Annotated in this window: 16 protein-coding genes and 1 riboswitch; of the genes, 7 read left to right on the forward strand and 9 right to left on the reverse strand. The window is 71.2% G+C overall.

Annotated features, from left to right (window positions below; genetic code table 11):
* Positions 1–1,281, reverse strand: coding sequence for an adenosylmethionine--8-amino-7-oxononanoate transaminase (locus ACFU3E_RS24705; protein WP_384162114.1), 1,281 nt, complete (start codon positions 1,279–1,281; stop codon positions 1–3).
* The gene (gene bioB, locus ACFU3E_RS24710) at positions 1,274–2,443 is read right to left on the reverse strand and encodes a biotin synthase BioB (RefSeq protein WP_384162117.1); all 1,170 of its coding nucleotides are present in this window, start codon (positions 2,441–2,443) and stop codon (positions 1,274–1,276) included. Before bioB ends, ACFU3E_RS24705 begins: the two co-directional genes overlap by 8 nt.
* A 151-nt stretch (positions 2,444–2,594) precedes the next feature.
* Here bioB and ACFU3E_RS24715 point away from each other — a divergent pair, with 151 nt between their 5' ends.
* Positions 2,595–3,722 carry an 8-amino-7-oxononanoate synthase gene (locus tag ACFU3E_RS24715; protein WP_384162120.1) on the forward strand — a complete coding sequence of 376 codons (1,128 nt, stop codon included), beginning with the start codon at positions 2,595–2,597 and terminating at the stop codon, positions 3,720–3,722.
* Positions 3,723–3,773: 51 nt separating this feature from the next.
* Here ACFU3E_RS24715 and ACFU3E_RS24720 read toward each other — a convergent pair whose 3' ends face one another.
* Positions 3,774–4,004 carry a DUF397 domain-containing protein gene (locus tag ACFU3E_RS24720; protein ID WP_384162123.1) on the reverse strand — a complete coding sequence of 77 codons (231 nt, stop codon included), beginning with the start codon at positions 4,002–4,004 and terminating at the stop codon, positions 3,774–3,776.
* 9 nt (positions 4,005–4,013) lie between these two features.
* On the reverse strand, positions 4,014–4,874 hold the full coding sequence (locus ACFU3E_RS24725) for a helix-turn-helix domain-containing protein (protein ID WP_384162126.1): 861 nt from the start codon (positions 4,872–4,874) through the stop codon (positions 4,014–4,016).
* Positions 4,875–5,087: 213 nt separating this feature from the next.
* Between ACFU3E_RS24725 and ACFU3E_RS24730 the strand changes: the two genes are divergently transcribed.
* Entirely contained in the window at positions 5,088–5,546 is a 459-nt protein-coding gene (locus tag ACFU3E_RS24730; RefSeq protein ID WP_384162129.1) for an ATP-binding protein, read from the forward strand.
* 137 nt (positions 5,547–5,683) lie between these two features.
* On the opposite strand, the gene ACFU3E_RS24735 is transcribed toward ACFU3E_RS24730, so the two are convergent.
* The 4 genes from ACFU3E_RS24735 to ACFU3E_RS24750 form a co-directional block, all read right to left on the reverse strand.
* Complete coding sequence (locus tag ACFU3E_RS24735; protein ID WP_384162132.1) at positions 5,684–6,313, reverse strand: DUF6328 family protein; 630 nt, start codon at positions 6,311–6,313, stop codon at positions 5,684–5,686.
* A gap of 81 nt (positions 6,314–6,394) precedes the next feature.
* Entirely contained in the window at positions 6,395–6,868 is a 474-nt protein-coding gene (locus tag ACFU3E_RS24740) for a C40 family peptidase (protein WP_384162136.1), read from the reverse strand.
* A 3-nt stretch (positions 6,869–6,871) separates the two neighbouring features.
* Positions 6,872–7,084: riboswitch (cyclic di-AMP (ydaO/yuaA leader) on the reverse strand.
* A 336-nt stretch (positions 7,085–7,420) separates the two neighbouring features.
* Positions 7,421–7,729 (reverse strand): hypothetical protein, encoded by a 309-nt coding sequence (locus ACFU3E_RS24745; protein ID WP_384162139.1) that lies wholly within the window; start codon positions 7,727–7,729, stop codon positions 7,421–7,423.
* Positions 7,730–7,736: 7 nt separating this feature from the next.
* Entirely contained in the window at positions 7,737–8,372 is a 636-nt protein-coding gene (locus tag ACFU3E_RS24750) for an ATP-dependent Clp protease proteolytic subunit (RefSeq protein ID WP_384162142.1), read from the reverse strand.
* 89 nt (positions 8,373–8,461) lie between these two features.
* Between ACFU3E_RS24750 and ACFU3E_RS24755 the strand changes: the two genes are divergently transcribed.
* Positions 8,462–8,749 carry a type II toxin-antitoxin system Phd/YefM family antitoxin gene (locus tag ACFU3E_RS24755; RefSeq protein ID WP_384162145.1) on the forward strand — a complete coding sequence of 96 codons (288 nt, stop codon included), beginning with the start codon at positions 8,462–8,464 and terminating at the stop codon, positions 8,747–8,749.
* Positions 8,750–8,966: 217 nt separating this feature from the next.
* On the opposite strand, the gene ACFU3E_RS24760 is transcribed toward ACFU3E_RS24755, so the two are convergent.
* The gene (locus tag ACFU3E_RS24760; RefSeq protein WP_384162148.1) at positions 8,967–9,959 is read right to left on the reverse strand and encodes an ABC transporter permease; all 993 of its coding nucleotides are present in this window, start codon (positions 9,957–9,959) and stop codon (positions 8,967–8,969) included.
* A 125-nt stretch (positions 9,960–10,084) separates the two neighbouring features.
* On the opposite strand from ACFU3E_RS24760, the gene ACFU3E_RS24765 reads away from it, so the two are divergent.
* From ACFU3E_RS24765 to ACFU3E_RS24780, 4 genes are all read left to right on the forward strand, one after another.
* A complete protein-coding gene (locus ACFU3E_RS24765; RefSeq protein WP_384162150.1) occupies positions 10,085–10,714 on the forward strand; it encodes a TetR/AcrR family transcriptional regulator in 630 nt (209 codons plus the stop codon).
* Between the two features lie 132 nt (positions 10,715–10,846).
* Complete coding sequence (locus tag ACFU3E_RS24770) at positions 10,847–11,149, forward strand: urease subunit gamma (protein ID WP_018534180.1); 303 nt, start codon at positions 10,847–10,849, stop codon at positions 11,147–11,149.
* Between the two features lie 13 nt (positions 11,150–11,162).
* The gene (locus ACFU3E_RS24775; protein ID WP_384162155.1) at positions 11,163–11,474 is read left to right on the forward strand and encodes an urease subunit beta; all 312 of its coding nucleotides are present in this window, start codon (positions 11,163–11,165) and stop codon (positions 11,472–11,474) included.
* The gene (locus ACFU3E_RS24780; protein ID WP_384162158.1) at positions 11,467–13,188 is read left to right on the forward strand and encodes an urease subunit alpha; all 1,722 of its coding nucleotides are present in this window, start codon (positions 11,467–11,469) and stop codon (positions 13,186–13,188) included. The genes ACFU3E_RS24775 and ACFU3E_RS24780 overlap by 8 nt, the downstream gene beginning before the upstream one ends.
* The last annotated feature ends 4 nt before the right edge of the window (positions 13,189–13,192 follow it).

A 13,192-nucleotide genomic window follows, 5' to 3' on the forward strand; every position in this document is an offset into this window, starting at 1 on the left:
TCATCCCTCCCGCGCCGCCGCGCACACGGCCCGTGCGATCCGCGCCAGGTCCGCGTCGCCCGTGACGTACGGCGGCATGGTGTAGATCAGATCGCGGAACGGCCGCAGCCACACGCCCTCACGCACGGCTGCCTCCGTCGCGGCCTGCATGTCCACGGCGTGATCCAGTTGCACGACGCCGATGGCGCCGAGCACCCGCACGTCCTTCACTCCGGGCAGGTCCGAAGCCACCGAGAGCCCGTCCCGCAGGCCCGTCTCGATCCGCTCGACCTCCGCGCGCCACTCCTGCCCTAGCAACAGCTCGATCGAGGCGCAGGCCACCGCCGCCGCCAGCGGGTTGCCCATGAAGGTGGGGCCGTGCGCGAGCACCGGCACCTCGCCCCGCGAGATGCCGTCAGCCACCCGTGCGGTGCACAGGGTCGCCGCCATCGTCACATAGCCGCCGGTCAGCGCCTTGCCCACGCACATCACGTCCGGTGTCACGGCCGCGTGCTCCGCCGCGAACAGCGCGCCCGTACGGCCGAAGCCGGTCGCGATCTCGTCGAACACCAGCAGCACGTCATGCGCGTCGCACGCCTCGCGCAGCACCCGCAGATACGCGGGGGAGTGGAACCTCATCCCGCCCGCGCCCTGCACCACCGGCTCGACGATCACCGCGGCGAGCTCGTCCGCGTGCTGCGCGATCAGCGACCGCAGGTGCTCGGCGTACGCCTCCTCGTACTCCGCCGGGGGCGGGTCGGCGAACACCTGACGCTGCAGCACCCCGGTCCACAGGCCGTGCATCCCGCCCTCGGGATCGCACACCGACATCGGCTGCCAGGTGTCGCCGTGGTAGCCGCCGCGCCAGGTCAGCAGCCGCTGCTTGCCGGGACGGCCCAGCGAACGCCAGTACTGCAGGCACATCTTGACCGCGACCTCGACCGACACCGACCCCGAGTCGGCGAGGAAGACATGCTCCAGGCCCTCGGGTGACATGTCGACAAGGAGCTTCGCCAAGCGCACGGCGGGCTCGTGGGTGAGCCCGCCGAACATCACGTGGCTCATGCGCCCGAGCTGCTCGCGCGCGGCCTCGTTCAGCACCGGGTGGTTGTAGCCGTGGATCGCCGACCACCAGGACGACATCCCGTCGACCAGCTCTCCCGAGCCGCCGGCGAGCCGCAGCCGCACCCCGCTCGCCGACTCCACGACCAGCGGTTGCTGCCGCCCGGGCATCGGGCCGTAGGGATGCCACACATGCCGCCGGTCGAGCTCCAGCAGTTCGGAGACGGCCGGCTCAGGCATTGGGCGCGAGGTCCGTCCCGGTGCCCCGGCGGCGCACGGCGACCAGGTCGGTCCGGGGTTCGGCGCCGACAGGGGGGCCGGCGACCTGCGGCTCTTCGCCGGAGCCGCACGCCCCGCCGCCGTCACCGCAGACTCCGCCACCGTCGTGGCAGCCTCCGGCCCGGTGCTCCGGAAGCGTCACCCGGTCGGTGCCCTCCACCTCGAAGCCGGCGTCCGCGATCATCTCGAGGTCGGCCTTGCCGGCCTGGCCCTCGCTGGTGAGGTAGTCGCCGAGGAAGATCGAGTTGGCCAGGTGCAGGGCGAGCGGCTGCATCGTGCGCAGATGGACCTCGCGCCCGCCGGCGATGCGCACCTCGACGTCGGGACAGACGAACCGTGTCATCGCCAGGATCCTGAGGCACCGCTGGGGGGTTAGGTTCCATTCCTTGCCGAGCGGGGTGCCCTCGAACGGGATCAGGAAGTTGACCGGAACCGAGTCCGGGTCCAGCTCACGCAGCGAGAAGACGACGTCCACCAGGTCCTCGTCCGTCTCGCCCATGCCGGCGATCAGCCCGGAGCAGGCGGACAGACCGGCCGCGTGCGCCTTCTGCACGGTGTCGACGCGGTCCTCGTACGTGTGCGTGGTGGTGATCTCGCCGTACGTCGCCTCGGACGTGTTGAGGTTGTGGTTGTAGGCGTCGGCGCCGGCCTCGCGCAGGCGCTCCGCCTGGCCGTCGGAGAGCAGTCCGAGGCAGGCGCACACCTCGACGCCCTCGTTGTTGTCCTTGATCGTCTTGATCGTCTCGGAGACCCGGTCCACGTCCCGGTCGGTCGGGCCGCGCCCGCTGGCCACCAGGCACACCCGCTTGGCCCCTCCGGCCACACCGGCCGCGGCCGCGTCGGACGCCTGGTCGGGCTTCAGCCAGGTGTACTTCAGGATCCCGGCCGTCGAACCGAGCCGCTGCGAACAGTAGGAGCAGTCCTCGGGGCACAGGCCGGACTTGAGATTGACGAGATAGTTCAGTTTCACCCGTCGGCCGAACCAGTGCCGGCGCACTTTTCCGGCCGCGGCCACCACATCGAGCAGGTCGTCGTCGGACGTCGCGAGGACGGCCAGTGCCTCGTCGCGGGTCGGCAGCTCGCGCCGAAGCCCCTTGTCCACCAGCGTGTTCAGCAGGTCCATGAGAGCCGATCCTGTCCTACGGACCCGCTCCGGGCCAAGGAGAGTTCGTACAACAGAGTCGCTTCGAGGTGTGGGTATTGCCACACAGTGACCTGCTGGAGGTCCCGCTAGTGTCTGTGCACTGCCTACAAATTCCCCGGAGGACCCCCCCATGGCGTTCGGCTGGATCGACGAGCAGGCGGAGCTGCGCGCCCGCGCCGGACTCGTACGGACTCTGCGACCCCGTCCGGCCGATTCGCCGCTCCTCGACCTGGCGAGCAACGACTACCTCGGGCTGGCCCGCCACCCCGAGATCACCGAGGGCGCGGCCCGGGCCGCGCGGACCTGGGGCGGCGGCTCGACGGGTTCCCGGCTCGTCACCGGCACCACCGAACTGCACGCCGAACTCGAGCGGGAACTGGCCGATTTCTGCGGCTTCGAGGCAGCCCTCGTCTTCTCCTCCGGCTACGCCGCCAACCTCGCCGCGGTCACCGCCCTGGCCCCGCACGGCTCCCTGATCGTCTCCGACGCGGGCAACCACGCCTCGCTCATCGACGGCTGCCGACTGGCCCGCGGCACCACCCAGGTCGTGGCGCACGCCGAGCCGGACGCCGTGCGCAAGGCGCTGGCAACCCACGAGGGCACGGCGATCGCCGTGTCCGACACGGTCTTCTCGGTCGACGGCGACGCGGCTCCGCTCACCGCGCTGGCCGAGGCCTGCCGGGAGCACGGCGCCGGGCTGGTCGTCGACGACGCCCACGGCCTGGGCGTCCTCGGCGACGGCGGCCGCGGCGCCCCGTACGCGGCCGGGCTCGCGGGCGCCGGCGACGTGGTCGCGACGGTCACGCTGTCCAAGTCGCTCGGCAGTCAGGGCGGTGCCGTCCTCGGCCCCGCCCGGGTCGTCGACCACCTGGTCAACGCCGCCCGGACGTTCATTTTCGACACCGGACTCGCCCCCGCGGCGGCGGGAGCGGCCCTGTCGGCCCTGCGGTTGCTGCGCCGCGAGCCGGAACGGGCGGCACGGGCCCGCGCGGTGGCGGGCGAACTGCACGCACGCCTGACCGCCGCGGGTCTGGAAGCGGTACGTCCGGACGCCGCGGTGGTCTCGGTGCGGGCGCCCTCCCCCGAGGACGCCGTGCGCTGGGCGGCGCAGTGCCGCGCGGCGGGCCTGGCCGTGGGCTGCTTCCGGCCCCCTTCCGTGCCGGACGGCATCTCACGGCTCAGGCTGACCGCCCGCGCGGACCTGACCGGTCAGCAGATGGAACGCGCTGTACGGCTGATCGGCGAGGCGCGGCCATGAGTCGGCGTGACACGGCCGTGCGTCGCACGACGACGGCCTGATCGAACGCGGTTACATGCGGTCCACCCCGGCCGCGAACGCGGCCCAGCTCCCCGGGGAGAAGAGCAGCGCGGGTCCGGCCGGGTCCTTGGAGTCGCGCACGGCGAGCAGTCCGGCCCAGGGCGGGGCGCCCGGACACGCGGTCTCGACGCAGTTGTTCGCGCCGGTGCTGTAGCTGCTGCGCAGCCACCGCACACCGTGCAGCTCGATGCTTGAGGGGACATGACGAGGCAGTGCACGCATGGTGCCTCCTTACGCGCCGGCGGCTGTCCCGGCGATGAAATCCAACGAGTCCTCGGGCGAAAGGGCGTGGATCTGAAGGGCGTTGAAGGCCTCCGTGTAGGCCTGGAGGTCTTCTTTCCGTTCGAGGTAGAGGCTACTCGTCAAGTGGTCGAGAACAACCACATCCAGATCAGAAGTGCTCGAAAATGACAAGATAACGAAAGGGCCGGTGACGCCGATGTGCGCCCCGGCAGCGAACGGCAGTACCTGGAGGCGTACTTGGGGCAGCCGGGCCGCCTCGACCAGCCGCTCCAGCTGGCGGGCCATGACCCCGGGCCCGCCCACCTCCCGCCGCAGCACCGCCTCGTCCAGGACGGCGCTGAGACTCAGCGGGGGATCCGCGCGCAGCACGTCCTGCCGGGCCAGCCGCACCTCGACCAGCGTGTCGAGCCGGTCCTCGGGGAGCCCCTCCACCGCGGCCCGCGTCACCGCACGCGCGTACTCGGGCGTCTGCAGCAGGCCCGGGACGACGGTGGTCTCCAGTGTGCGCATCGCGCCGGCCTGGGACTCCAGGCTGATGAAGTCCCGGTAGGTCGGCGGCAGTACCCCGCGGTAGGCGTGCCACCAGTGGTGCCGGCCGCCGCTGTCCTCGGAGCCCGCCAACACCATGAGCAGTTCGCGAAGCTGGGAGTCTGCCACGCCGTAGGCGTCGAGAAGTAACCGCACATCGGCCGGTTTCACCCCGCTCGTGCCCGTCTCGATCCGGCTGACCTTGGACTGGTGCCAGCCCACCAGCCGGGCCGCCTCACCGCTCGTGAGCCCCGCAGAGGTACGCAGCGCACGCAGTTCGGCGCCCAGTTTCCGGCGGCGCACCGCGGGACCGTGCTGCATGGGCACCTCCTTACTCCTTCCGAGCCACCCAAATACGGTCTCGCGTCGCAGAGTTCACCGCTTTGAGCGACAGATATATGCATATCTTGGTGGATCGCCGTCCTTCAGGGGTGTTCTGGTGGCAGTCTGGCGACGAAGCACCAGTCCGGGACCGTACTCGAACCATCCGCTCCGTGTCGGGCTGCGGTCCCGTGGGAAAGGGACGACGTCGCCATGGCAGACCATCTGGAAGCATCCGTCACTCTGCCGAGCGATCCCGCCTCGGTCTCCGCAGCGCGTGCCTACGTGGTGGGCACGCTGGCGGAGTGGGGCCTGCCGGCGGACACGGAAGTGTCCGACACCGTCCGGCTCATCATCTCCGAACTCGCCACCAACGCCGTCCAGCACACCTTCGGTCAGTCGCCCACGTTCACCGTGGACGTCGTGCTCGACCGCGACGAGCACCTGCGCATCGGTGTCACGGACGGCCACCCGCGCTTCCCCAGACGCCTGCCCGCAGCCGTCCAGCAGGACAACGGCCGCGGCCTGGTCATCATCCGCTGGCTGACCGCGGAATGCGGCGGCAGGCTCCGCATCCGACCCACCCGTGAAGGCGGCAAGACCATCTCGGTCGAACTCCCCTGGGCCGTCCCGGTCCAGCCGGTGACGACGGCGGTCCAGCAGGAGCCGTAGTCACACGGAGCAGGATCCGGAAGAACTCCCCGGCGCGTGCCCTCCGCGCAGCCCGGCCCGCGCGACCCACATCCGGGCCATCCGCACGGCTGCGACGCCCGTGCCGAGCCTCATGACCCACCGGGGGCCCGCGGCCGTCACCGGTGCCGTGCCGGCGCCTCCCGGTGTGCTGCCGCCCCTCGCAGCCCTGACGGCTGCCTGACGGTGCGCCGCAGCGGCGCCGGGATCCCGACGTCGCTCCGGCCCGGCTGCTCCTCGGCGGGCTCCCCGGTGCCGTCCGCCTCGCGGCGCAGCCCCGCCCGCCGCACCAGCCGCGGGAGCAGCCCCCACAGGCCGACGCAGACCAGGAAGGTCGCGGCGCCCGCGGCGATACCACCGGTCCGGCCCGTGGTCACGTCGACCACCAGCAGCACGGAACCGCTGAACGCGAACACCAGCACGCTCAGGCCGGTGCTGGCCAGGCGCGAGGAAACCCGCACGATGCGGGGCTTGGCGCCCTGCTGGAAGAGAGAGCGGTGCAGTGCGGCCGGCGCGGTGAAGAGCGCGGCGGCGAGGACCGCGAGCAGCAGCGTGACGACGTAGGTGACGCGCTGGACCGTGTCGAGGTCCTCGAAGCGCGACGTGAAGGCCAGCGACAGCAGGAAGGCGAAGAGGATCTGCACGCCCGTCTGGGTGACGCGCAGTTCCTGGAGCAACTCGACGAAGTTGCGGTCGGCGCGCTGCAGCGGAGTCTCGTTGCGCGCGGTGCAGGGACGGTGCTCGGCCATGGGGTCGCGGGTATCCATGTGAGCCCGTGTCACGCTCCGGCATGCGGCGGCGCGTCGGGGCGCCGCCGCACGCCGGGCGGATCACTTCACGCGCCCGTACCAGACGCTCTTGGTCCAGATCTTCTGCAGTCGCACCACGTCCCCGCTCTTCGGGGAGTGCCAGAGCTTGTTCTTACCCGCGTAGATACCGACGTGGTACACGTTGCTGCCCGAGTGGAAGAACACCAGGTCTCCCGCCTTGCGGTTCTTGGCGGAGATGTGGCGCGTCTTGTTGTACTGCTGGGCAGCCGTGCGGGGGAGCTTCTTGCCGGCCTTCTTGAACGAGTAGAGCGTGAGCCCGGAGCAGTCGAACCGGTGCGGACCGGTGGCCCCGTACTTGTACGGTGAACCCTTCTTCGAGGCCGCGATCTGGAGTGCCTTGGTCGCCGGCGTGGCTGCCGCGGCATCCGAGGCGAAGCCGGGCGCCACTATCGAGCCGCCCACCGCGGCGATGGTGAGCGCCGAGGCCGTGCCGGCCCGGGCCATGAGCGACGGGACACGATTGAGCGCAGTCATGCGCAACCCTTCGTCAGCCGCCTGTGAAGGATGACCTGTCGGATTCGGGCTGGCGAAGTTGCCCGGCCGCTGACGCGGCTTCACCCCAAGGGCTGCTCGGATCCGGTCATGGCGTGACCGTCCCGGCGACCCGTCGTGCTTGGGTCCTCCACTCCTGCCGATCCACTCCTGTCGACCGGTCATCCGGGCGGCGGCAGGACTCGGCGTCCGCCCGGATCGCCCCGCCACAGCGGCGGGGGCTTGTCGTCAGACAGGGATCTTGGCTCATGGCTGTCCGGATTTCCCAACGGAACCGGGGATTTGTGTTGTTACTCACCACTCACCCGTTCGGGTGGACACGTGTGCGTTCGAGCCACTGTCCACGGGTTCGCGCATCGCCGGACCAGCAGCGGAATGCCCCATTCCGTCCGAGGGCTAAGCGTGTTGCGCAACCGGAACGGTCCCGAAATCGGTCTCCCGCCTACTCCGAACAGGGGTACGTCTTTTGGTCCGTTTCAACTCAGGTCCGGACGCTCCGCCAACGGGGCGGGCGTCCGGACCGACGCTTCCGCGTCAACTGACGGACTCCGGGGGCAGGGTGAGGCGGGACGTGCGCCGTTCGCCGTCCAGCACCCGTAGCGCCCGGGCCAGGGTGCCGGAGTGCAGCTCCGTCTCGCCCCGCTGGTGCATCAGGGCCAGCGCGTCACGCAGCGCGGTCGCCTTGCCGACCAGGGCCTGGGCGGCGCGCAGCCCGCGGTAGGCGTCGCCGTCCTGGGCCGGGTTGATACGGCCGAGCAGGTCGACGACCTCGAGGTAGCGGTCGATCAGCTCCGCCTCGGCGCGCGTCAGGGCGGGCAGCGGCGGCAGTTCGGGCGGGAGCACCAGGGCCTCACTGCCCGGTCGGCGGGGCCAGGGTGGCCTTGCGGCCGGGGATGATCCCGTCCACCAGGCCGTACTCCACCGCCTCCCGGGCGGTGAGGATCTTCTCCCGCTCGATGTCCTTGCTCACCTGCTCCCGGGTGCGGCCCGTGTGCTGGGCGAGCATCTCCTCCATCCGGCTCCGGATGCGCGTCAACTCGTCGGCCTGGATGGCCAGATCGCTCGCCTGCCCGCGGACCGGCTCGGGCAGTGCGGGCTGACGGATCACCAGGCGGGCGTCGGGCAGCGCGAATCGCTTGCCGGGCGTGCCCGCCGCCAGCAGCACCGACGAGGCGGCACCGGCCTGGCCCAGGCAGATCGTCTCCACGTCGCAGGAGAGGTACTGCATCGTGTCGTAGATCGCCGTCATGGCGTGGAAGGTGCCGCCGGGGGAGTTGATGTAGAGCGAGATGTCGCGCTCCGGGGCCTGGTGCTCCAGGTGCATGAACTGGGCCATCACGTCGTTCGCCGAGGTCTCGTCCACGGGTGCCCCGAGGAAGACGATCCGCTCCTCCAGAAGCTTCGAGTACGGATCCATCGTCCGTTGCCCGGACCCGGTGCGTTCGGTGAACTCGGGCAGCACGTAGCGGGCGGACGGTCGGGTCATGGCGAACCCCTCCTCGCGGGCAGAGCTGTCTCCGGTGGCAGCCCATCTGTAAAAAATGTACAGGACGTACGTCACGTTATGATGGGGGTATGGCCTACGAGATTCCGGTGACGCAAGCCAGGGCTGAGCTCGCCGACCTGATCAACCGAGTGGTGTACGCCGGCGAACGCGTCGTCGTCACCCGGCACGGCAAGCCCCTCGTCGCCCTCGTCTCGGCCGATGACCTGCGGCGACTCGAAGAGAGCCAGGAGCTCCCCGAGGTCGCGGAGGAGCAGGTGGTCAGCGCGGTCTCCACGGTCCGCGAAGTGGCGTCCGCTCCTGGCGAACCCCAGCGGTTCGGCATCGCGGCGGAGCACCGGCGGGCGGGCCCCGCCTAGGGGGCGTCCGCGAACTCCCGCCTGCCCCGCGGCGCCCGGCACGCCGGGAGCACGCACCGGACGCGGCGCCGCAGGGCCCGCCCTGCGGGCGGACGGCGCGATATTGCGGACGCCCCCTGGGCCCCGAACCCGGGCAGACGGAAGACCGTGCATCCCCGTCCGCTGCAGCGGGGAAACACGGTCGCTTGCGTGGGGGCGCTCGGGCGCGACGGGGCGGTCAGCCGACTGGCGAGAGCTCCCGCCGGACGGCCGCGGGTTCGGTGCCCGCCTTCCGTGCCCGGAGTGCGGCGCCGAGCAGTACGGCACCCAGGCCCAGCGCCGCCCACCAGGCCAGGGTCAGAGCGGGCCCGGTCGCCGCCGCGCCGTCGAAGTAGGCCACCGAGCGCAGCAGTGTCGTGCCCGCGCCGGGCGGCAGCCACTGCCCGATCGTGCCGGCCGGTTCCGGCAGCATCTGCGGGGCCGAGGTGGCGCCGGAGAAGGGGTTGCCGAGCAGCATCACCACGGCGGCCGCGATGCCCGTGCCGGCGGGACCGACCAGAGCGGCGAGTCCGGCGACGGCACCGCCCACGGCCAGCGTGGACAGACCGAGCACACCCGCTTCAGCCCACCAGTCGCCGCCGAGTGCCCCGAGCCAGCTGTGCGCGATCCCGGCCGCGACCCCGCCCACCAGGGTGGACGCGCCGAGCAGCGCGATCACGGCCCGGATGCCGCGCAGTCCCAGCAGGGTGACCACCGCGCCCGCCGCGATACCGGCCAGGGCGAGCGGCAGCGTGGCGGTGTTCAGCACCGCGCCGCGCGGATCGCCGGCCGGGGCGGGCACGACGTCGGCCGTCTTGACCTGTGTGCCTCCCGCGGCGGCCTGTTGCGCCACGGCCTGCTGGAGGAACTGTGCGACGACCGGTCCGGCCGCGGACGCGGTGAGCAGTTCGGGTCCCTGTGGCGTGACCACGACCGCGCCGTACACGCTCCGGTCCTCGATGGCGTCCCGGGCGGCGGCCTCGTCGGCGTAGCGGTGGATCTCGAAGGCGCCCTCGTGCCGCTCCAGCTGCCGCTCCATCTGGGCTGTCGCTGCGGGCGGTCCGGCCACGCCCAGCGGCAGGTCGCGGGCCGCGACACGGGAGGCGGGCCAGGCGAAGGCCCACAGAGCGAGGGCGGCGAGCACGGGCACGCGGGCGACGACCGCGATCACATGGCGGCTGCGGGAAGGCATGGGGGTCTCCTGAGGTGAGCGGTACCGGAACTGCAAAAAGAAGGATCGTTCGTTTTTGCTCTGTCCTCACCGTGCTCCGCTCGGGGCGCCTTGTCAAGAATGAATATTCGTTTTACATTGGGGCCATGGCTCGCGTGTCCCAGGAACATCTCGACGCCCGCCGCCGCCAGATCCTCGACGGCGCCGCGCTCTGCTTCGCCCGCAACGGCTTCCACGCCACGTCCATGCAGGACGTGCTGAAGGAGGTCGACCTCTCGGCGGGTGCGGTGTACCGGTACTTCAGCGGCAAGGAGGAGCTGATCGGCGCGATCGTCGCCGAGGTGCTCGACGTCGTGGGCGGCGTCTTCGAGAGCGCCGCCGGGCAGAGCCCGCCCCCGCTGCCCGACGAGATGATCCCCAGGCTCCTGGAGACCTTGAAGGAGGCCCGGCCCGGGGTCGTCCAGGACGGCCAGTGGATCTTCCCCCGTCTCATGCTCCAGGTCTGGACCGAGACCCTGCGCAACGAGGACCTCGCCGAGCTGGTCCACACGGGCTACGCCAGGGTCCGCGTCGCGTGGGTGAACGTCGTCGAGGGCTACAAGGCCGCCGGCCTGATCTCCGAGGAGGCCGACGCCGAGGCCATGGCGCGTGTGATGATCGCCCTCGCGCAGGGGATCGCGGCCCAGATGGCCCTGTTCGGGGAGATGCCCTCGGAGATCCTCCGGGACGGACTGCGGGCGATGACGAGCATGCGCGACCCGCGCACCCGGGCGTGAGGGAGCACAGCTCCGTTAACGTTCCCGAAACGCGGTCCAACTAGCCTGCCGAACCACGCCACCTGGCACTTTGCCCCGTGGCCGCGGCAGCCGGGCCCCGCACGGCCCGGAGCGAGGACTGTGAGGTGGGACGTGCAACTGACCCCGCACGAGCAAGAACGACTGCTGATCCACGTGGCGGCCGACGTGGCCGAGAAGCGCCGGGCCCGTGGCCTGAAGCTCAACCACCCCGAGGCGATCGCGCTCATCACCTCGCACATCCTCGAAGGCGCTCGGGACGGCCGTACCGTCGCGGAACTCATGTCCTCCGGACGTAAGCTCCTGACCAGGGACGACGTCATGGAGGGCATCCCGGAGATGATCCACGACGTCCAGGTCGAGGCCACCTTCCCGGACGGCACCAAGCTCGTCACCGTCCACGAGCCGATCGTCTGACGGGGAGACCACCGTGATTCCCGGAGAGATCCTGTTCGCCGAGGACCCGATTGCCTGCAACGAGGGCCGCGAGGTCACCCGGCTCACCGTCCTCAACGCCGCCGACCGGCCCGTGCAGGTCGGCTCCCACTACCACTTCGCCGAGGCCAACCCGGGCCTGGAGTTCGACCGCGCCGCCGCGCGCGGCAGGCGGCTGAACGTCGCCGCCGGCACGGCCGTGCGCTTCGAGCCCGGGATCCCCGTCGACGTCGAACTCGTTCCGCTGGCCGGTGCCCGTGTGGTTCCCGGTCTGCGCGGGGAGACCGGAGGTGCCCTCGATGCCTGAGATCTCGCGTGCCGCGTACGCGGACCTGTTCGGCCCGACGGCCGGCGACCGGATCCGCCTCGCCGACACCGACCTGCTGGTCGAGATCGAGGAAGACCGTTCCGGCGGCCCCGGGCGCGCCGGCGACGAGGCCGTGTTCGGCGGCGGCAAGGTCATCCGCGAGTCCATGGGGCAGGCACGGGCCACACGCGCGGACGGCACCCCGGACACCGTGATCACCGGCGCGGTGATCATCGACCACTGGGGGATCGTCAAGGCCGACGTCGGCATCCGCGACGGCCGGATCACCGGCATTGGCAAGGCCGGCAACCCCGACACCATGGACGGTGTCCACCCGGATCTGGTCATCGGCCCGGAGACCGAGGTCATCGCCGGCAACGGGCGGATCCTCACGGCCGGCGCGATCGACGCACACGTCCACTTCATCTGCCCGCAGATCGCCGACGAGGCGCTCTCGTCCGGCATCACGACCCTCGTCGGAGGCGGCACGGGCCCGGCCGAGGGCTCCAAGGCCACCACCGTGACCCCGGGGCCCTGGCACCTGGCGCGGATGCTGGAGGCGATGGAGGCGTATCCGCTCAACATCGGCCTGCTCGGCAAGGGCAACACCGTCTCCCACGAGGCGATGCTGTCGCAGATCCGTGGCGGCGCGCTCGGCCTGAAGCTGCACGAGGACTGGGGCTCCACCCCGGCCGTCATCGACGCCTCGCTGACCGTCGCCGAGCAGACGGGTATCCAGGTCGCGATCCACACGGACACGCTCAACGAGGCCGGGTTCGTGGGCGACACTCTCGCCGCGATCGCCGGGCGGGGCATCCACGCGTACCACACCGAAGGCGCGGGCGGCGGTCACGCGCCGGACATCATGACCGTGGTTTCCGAGTCGTACGTGCTGCCCAGCTCCACGAACCCGACCCGGCCGTTCACCGTCAACACCGCCGAGGAACACCTCGACATGCTGATGGTGTGCCACCACCTGAACCCGGCGGTGCCGGAGGACCTGGCCTTCGCCGAGTCCAGGATCCGGCCGTCCACGATCGGGGCGGAGGACGTGCTGCACGACCTGGGTGCCATCTCGATCATCTCCTCCGACTCCCAGGCCATGGGGCGTGTCGGTGAGGTCGTCATGCGCACCTGGCAGACCGCGCACGTGATGAAGCGACGGAGGGGCGCGCTGCCCGGGGACGGACGGGCCGACAACCACCGCGTACGTCGATATGTCGCCAAGTACACGATCAACCCCGCGCTCGCCCAGGGGCTGGCCCGGGAGATCGGGTCGGTGGAGAGCGGCAAGCTGGCCGACCTGGTGCTGTGGGAGCCGGCGTTCTTCGGCGTCAAGCCGCAGCTCGTCATCAAGGGCGGGCAGATCGCGTACGCGCAGATGGGCGACGCGAACGCCTCCATCCCGACACCGCAGCCGGTCCTGCCGCGGCCGATGTACGGGGCGATCGGGCGGGCGCCGGCCTCCAACTCCGTCAACTTCGTCGCGCCCCTGGCCGTCGAGGCCGGGCTGCCGGAGCGGCTGGGGCTCGGGAAGCGGTTCGTGGCGATCGACTCGACGCGCGGTGTCACCAAGGCCGACATGCGCGAGAACGACGCGCGGCCCGAGGTGCGGGTCGATCCCGACAGCTTCGCCGTGCACATCGACGGAGTGCTGGTCGAGGCGGCGCCGGCAGCCGAACTGCCCATGGCCCAGCGATACTTCCTGTTCTGAGGGT

It is taken from the genome of Streptomyces sp. NPDC057424, from assembly GCF_042803315.1.
Taxonomy (GTDB): Bacteria; Actinomycetota; Actinomycetes; order Streptomycetales; family Streptomycetaceae; genus Streptomyces.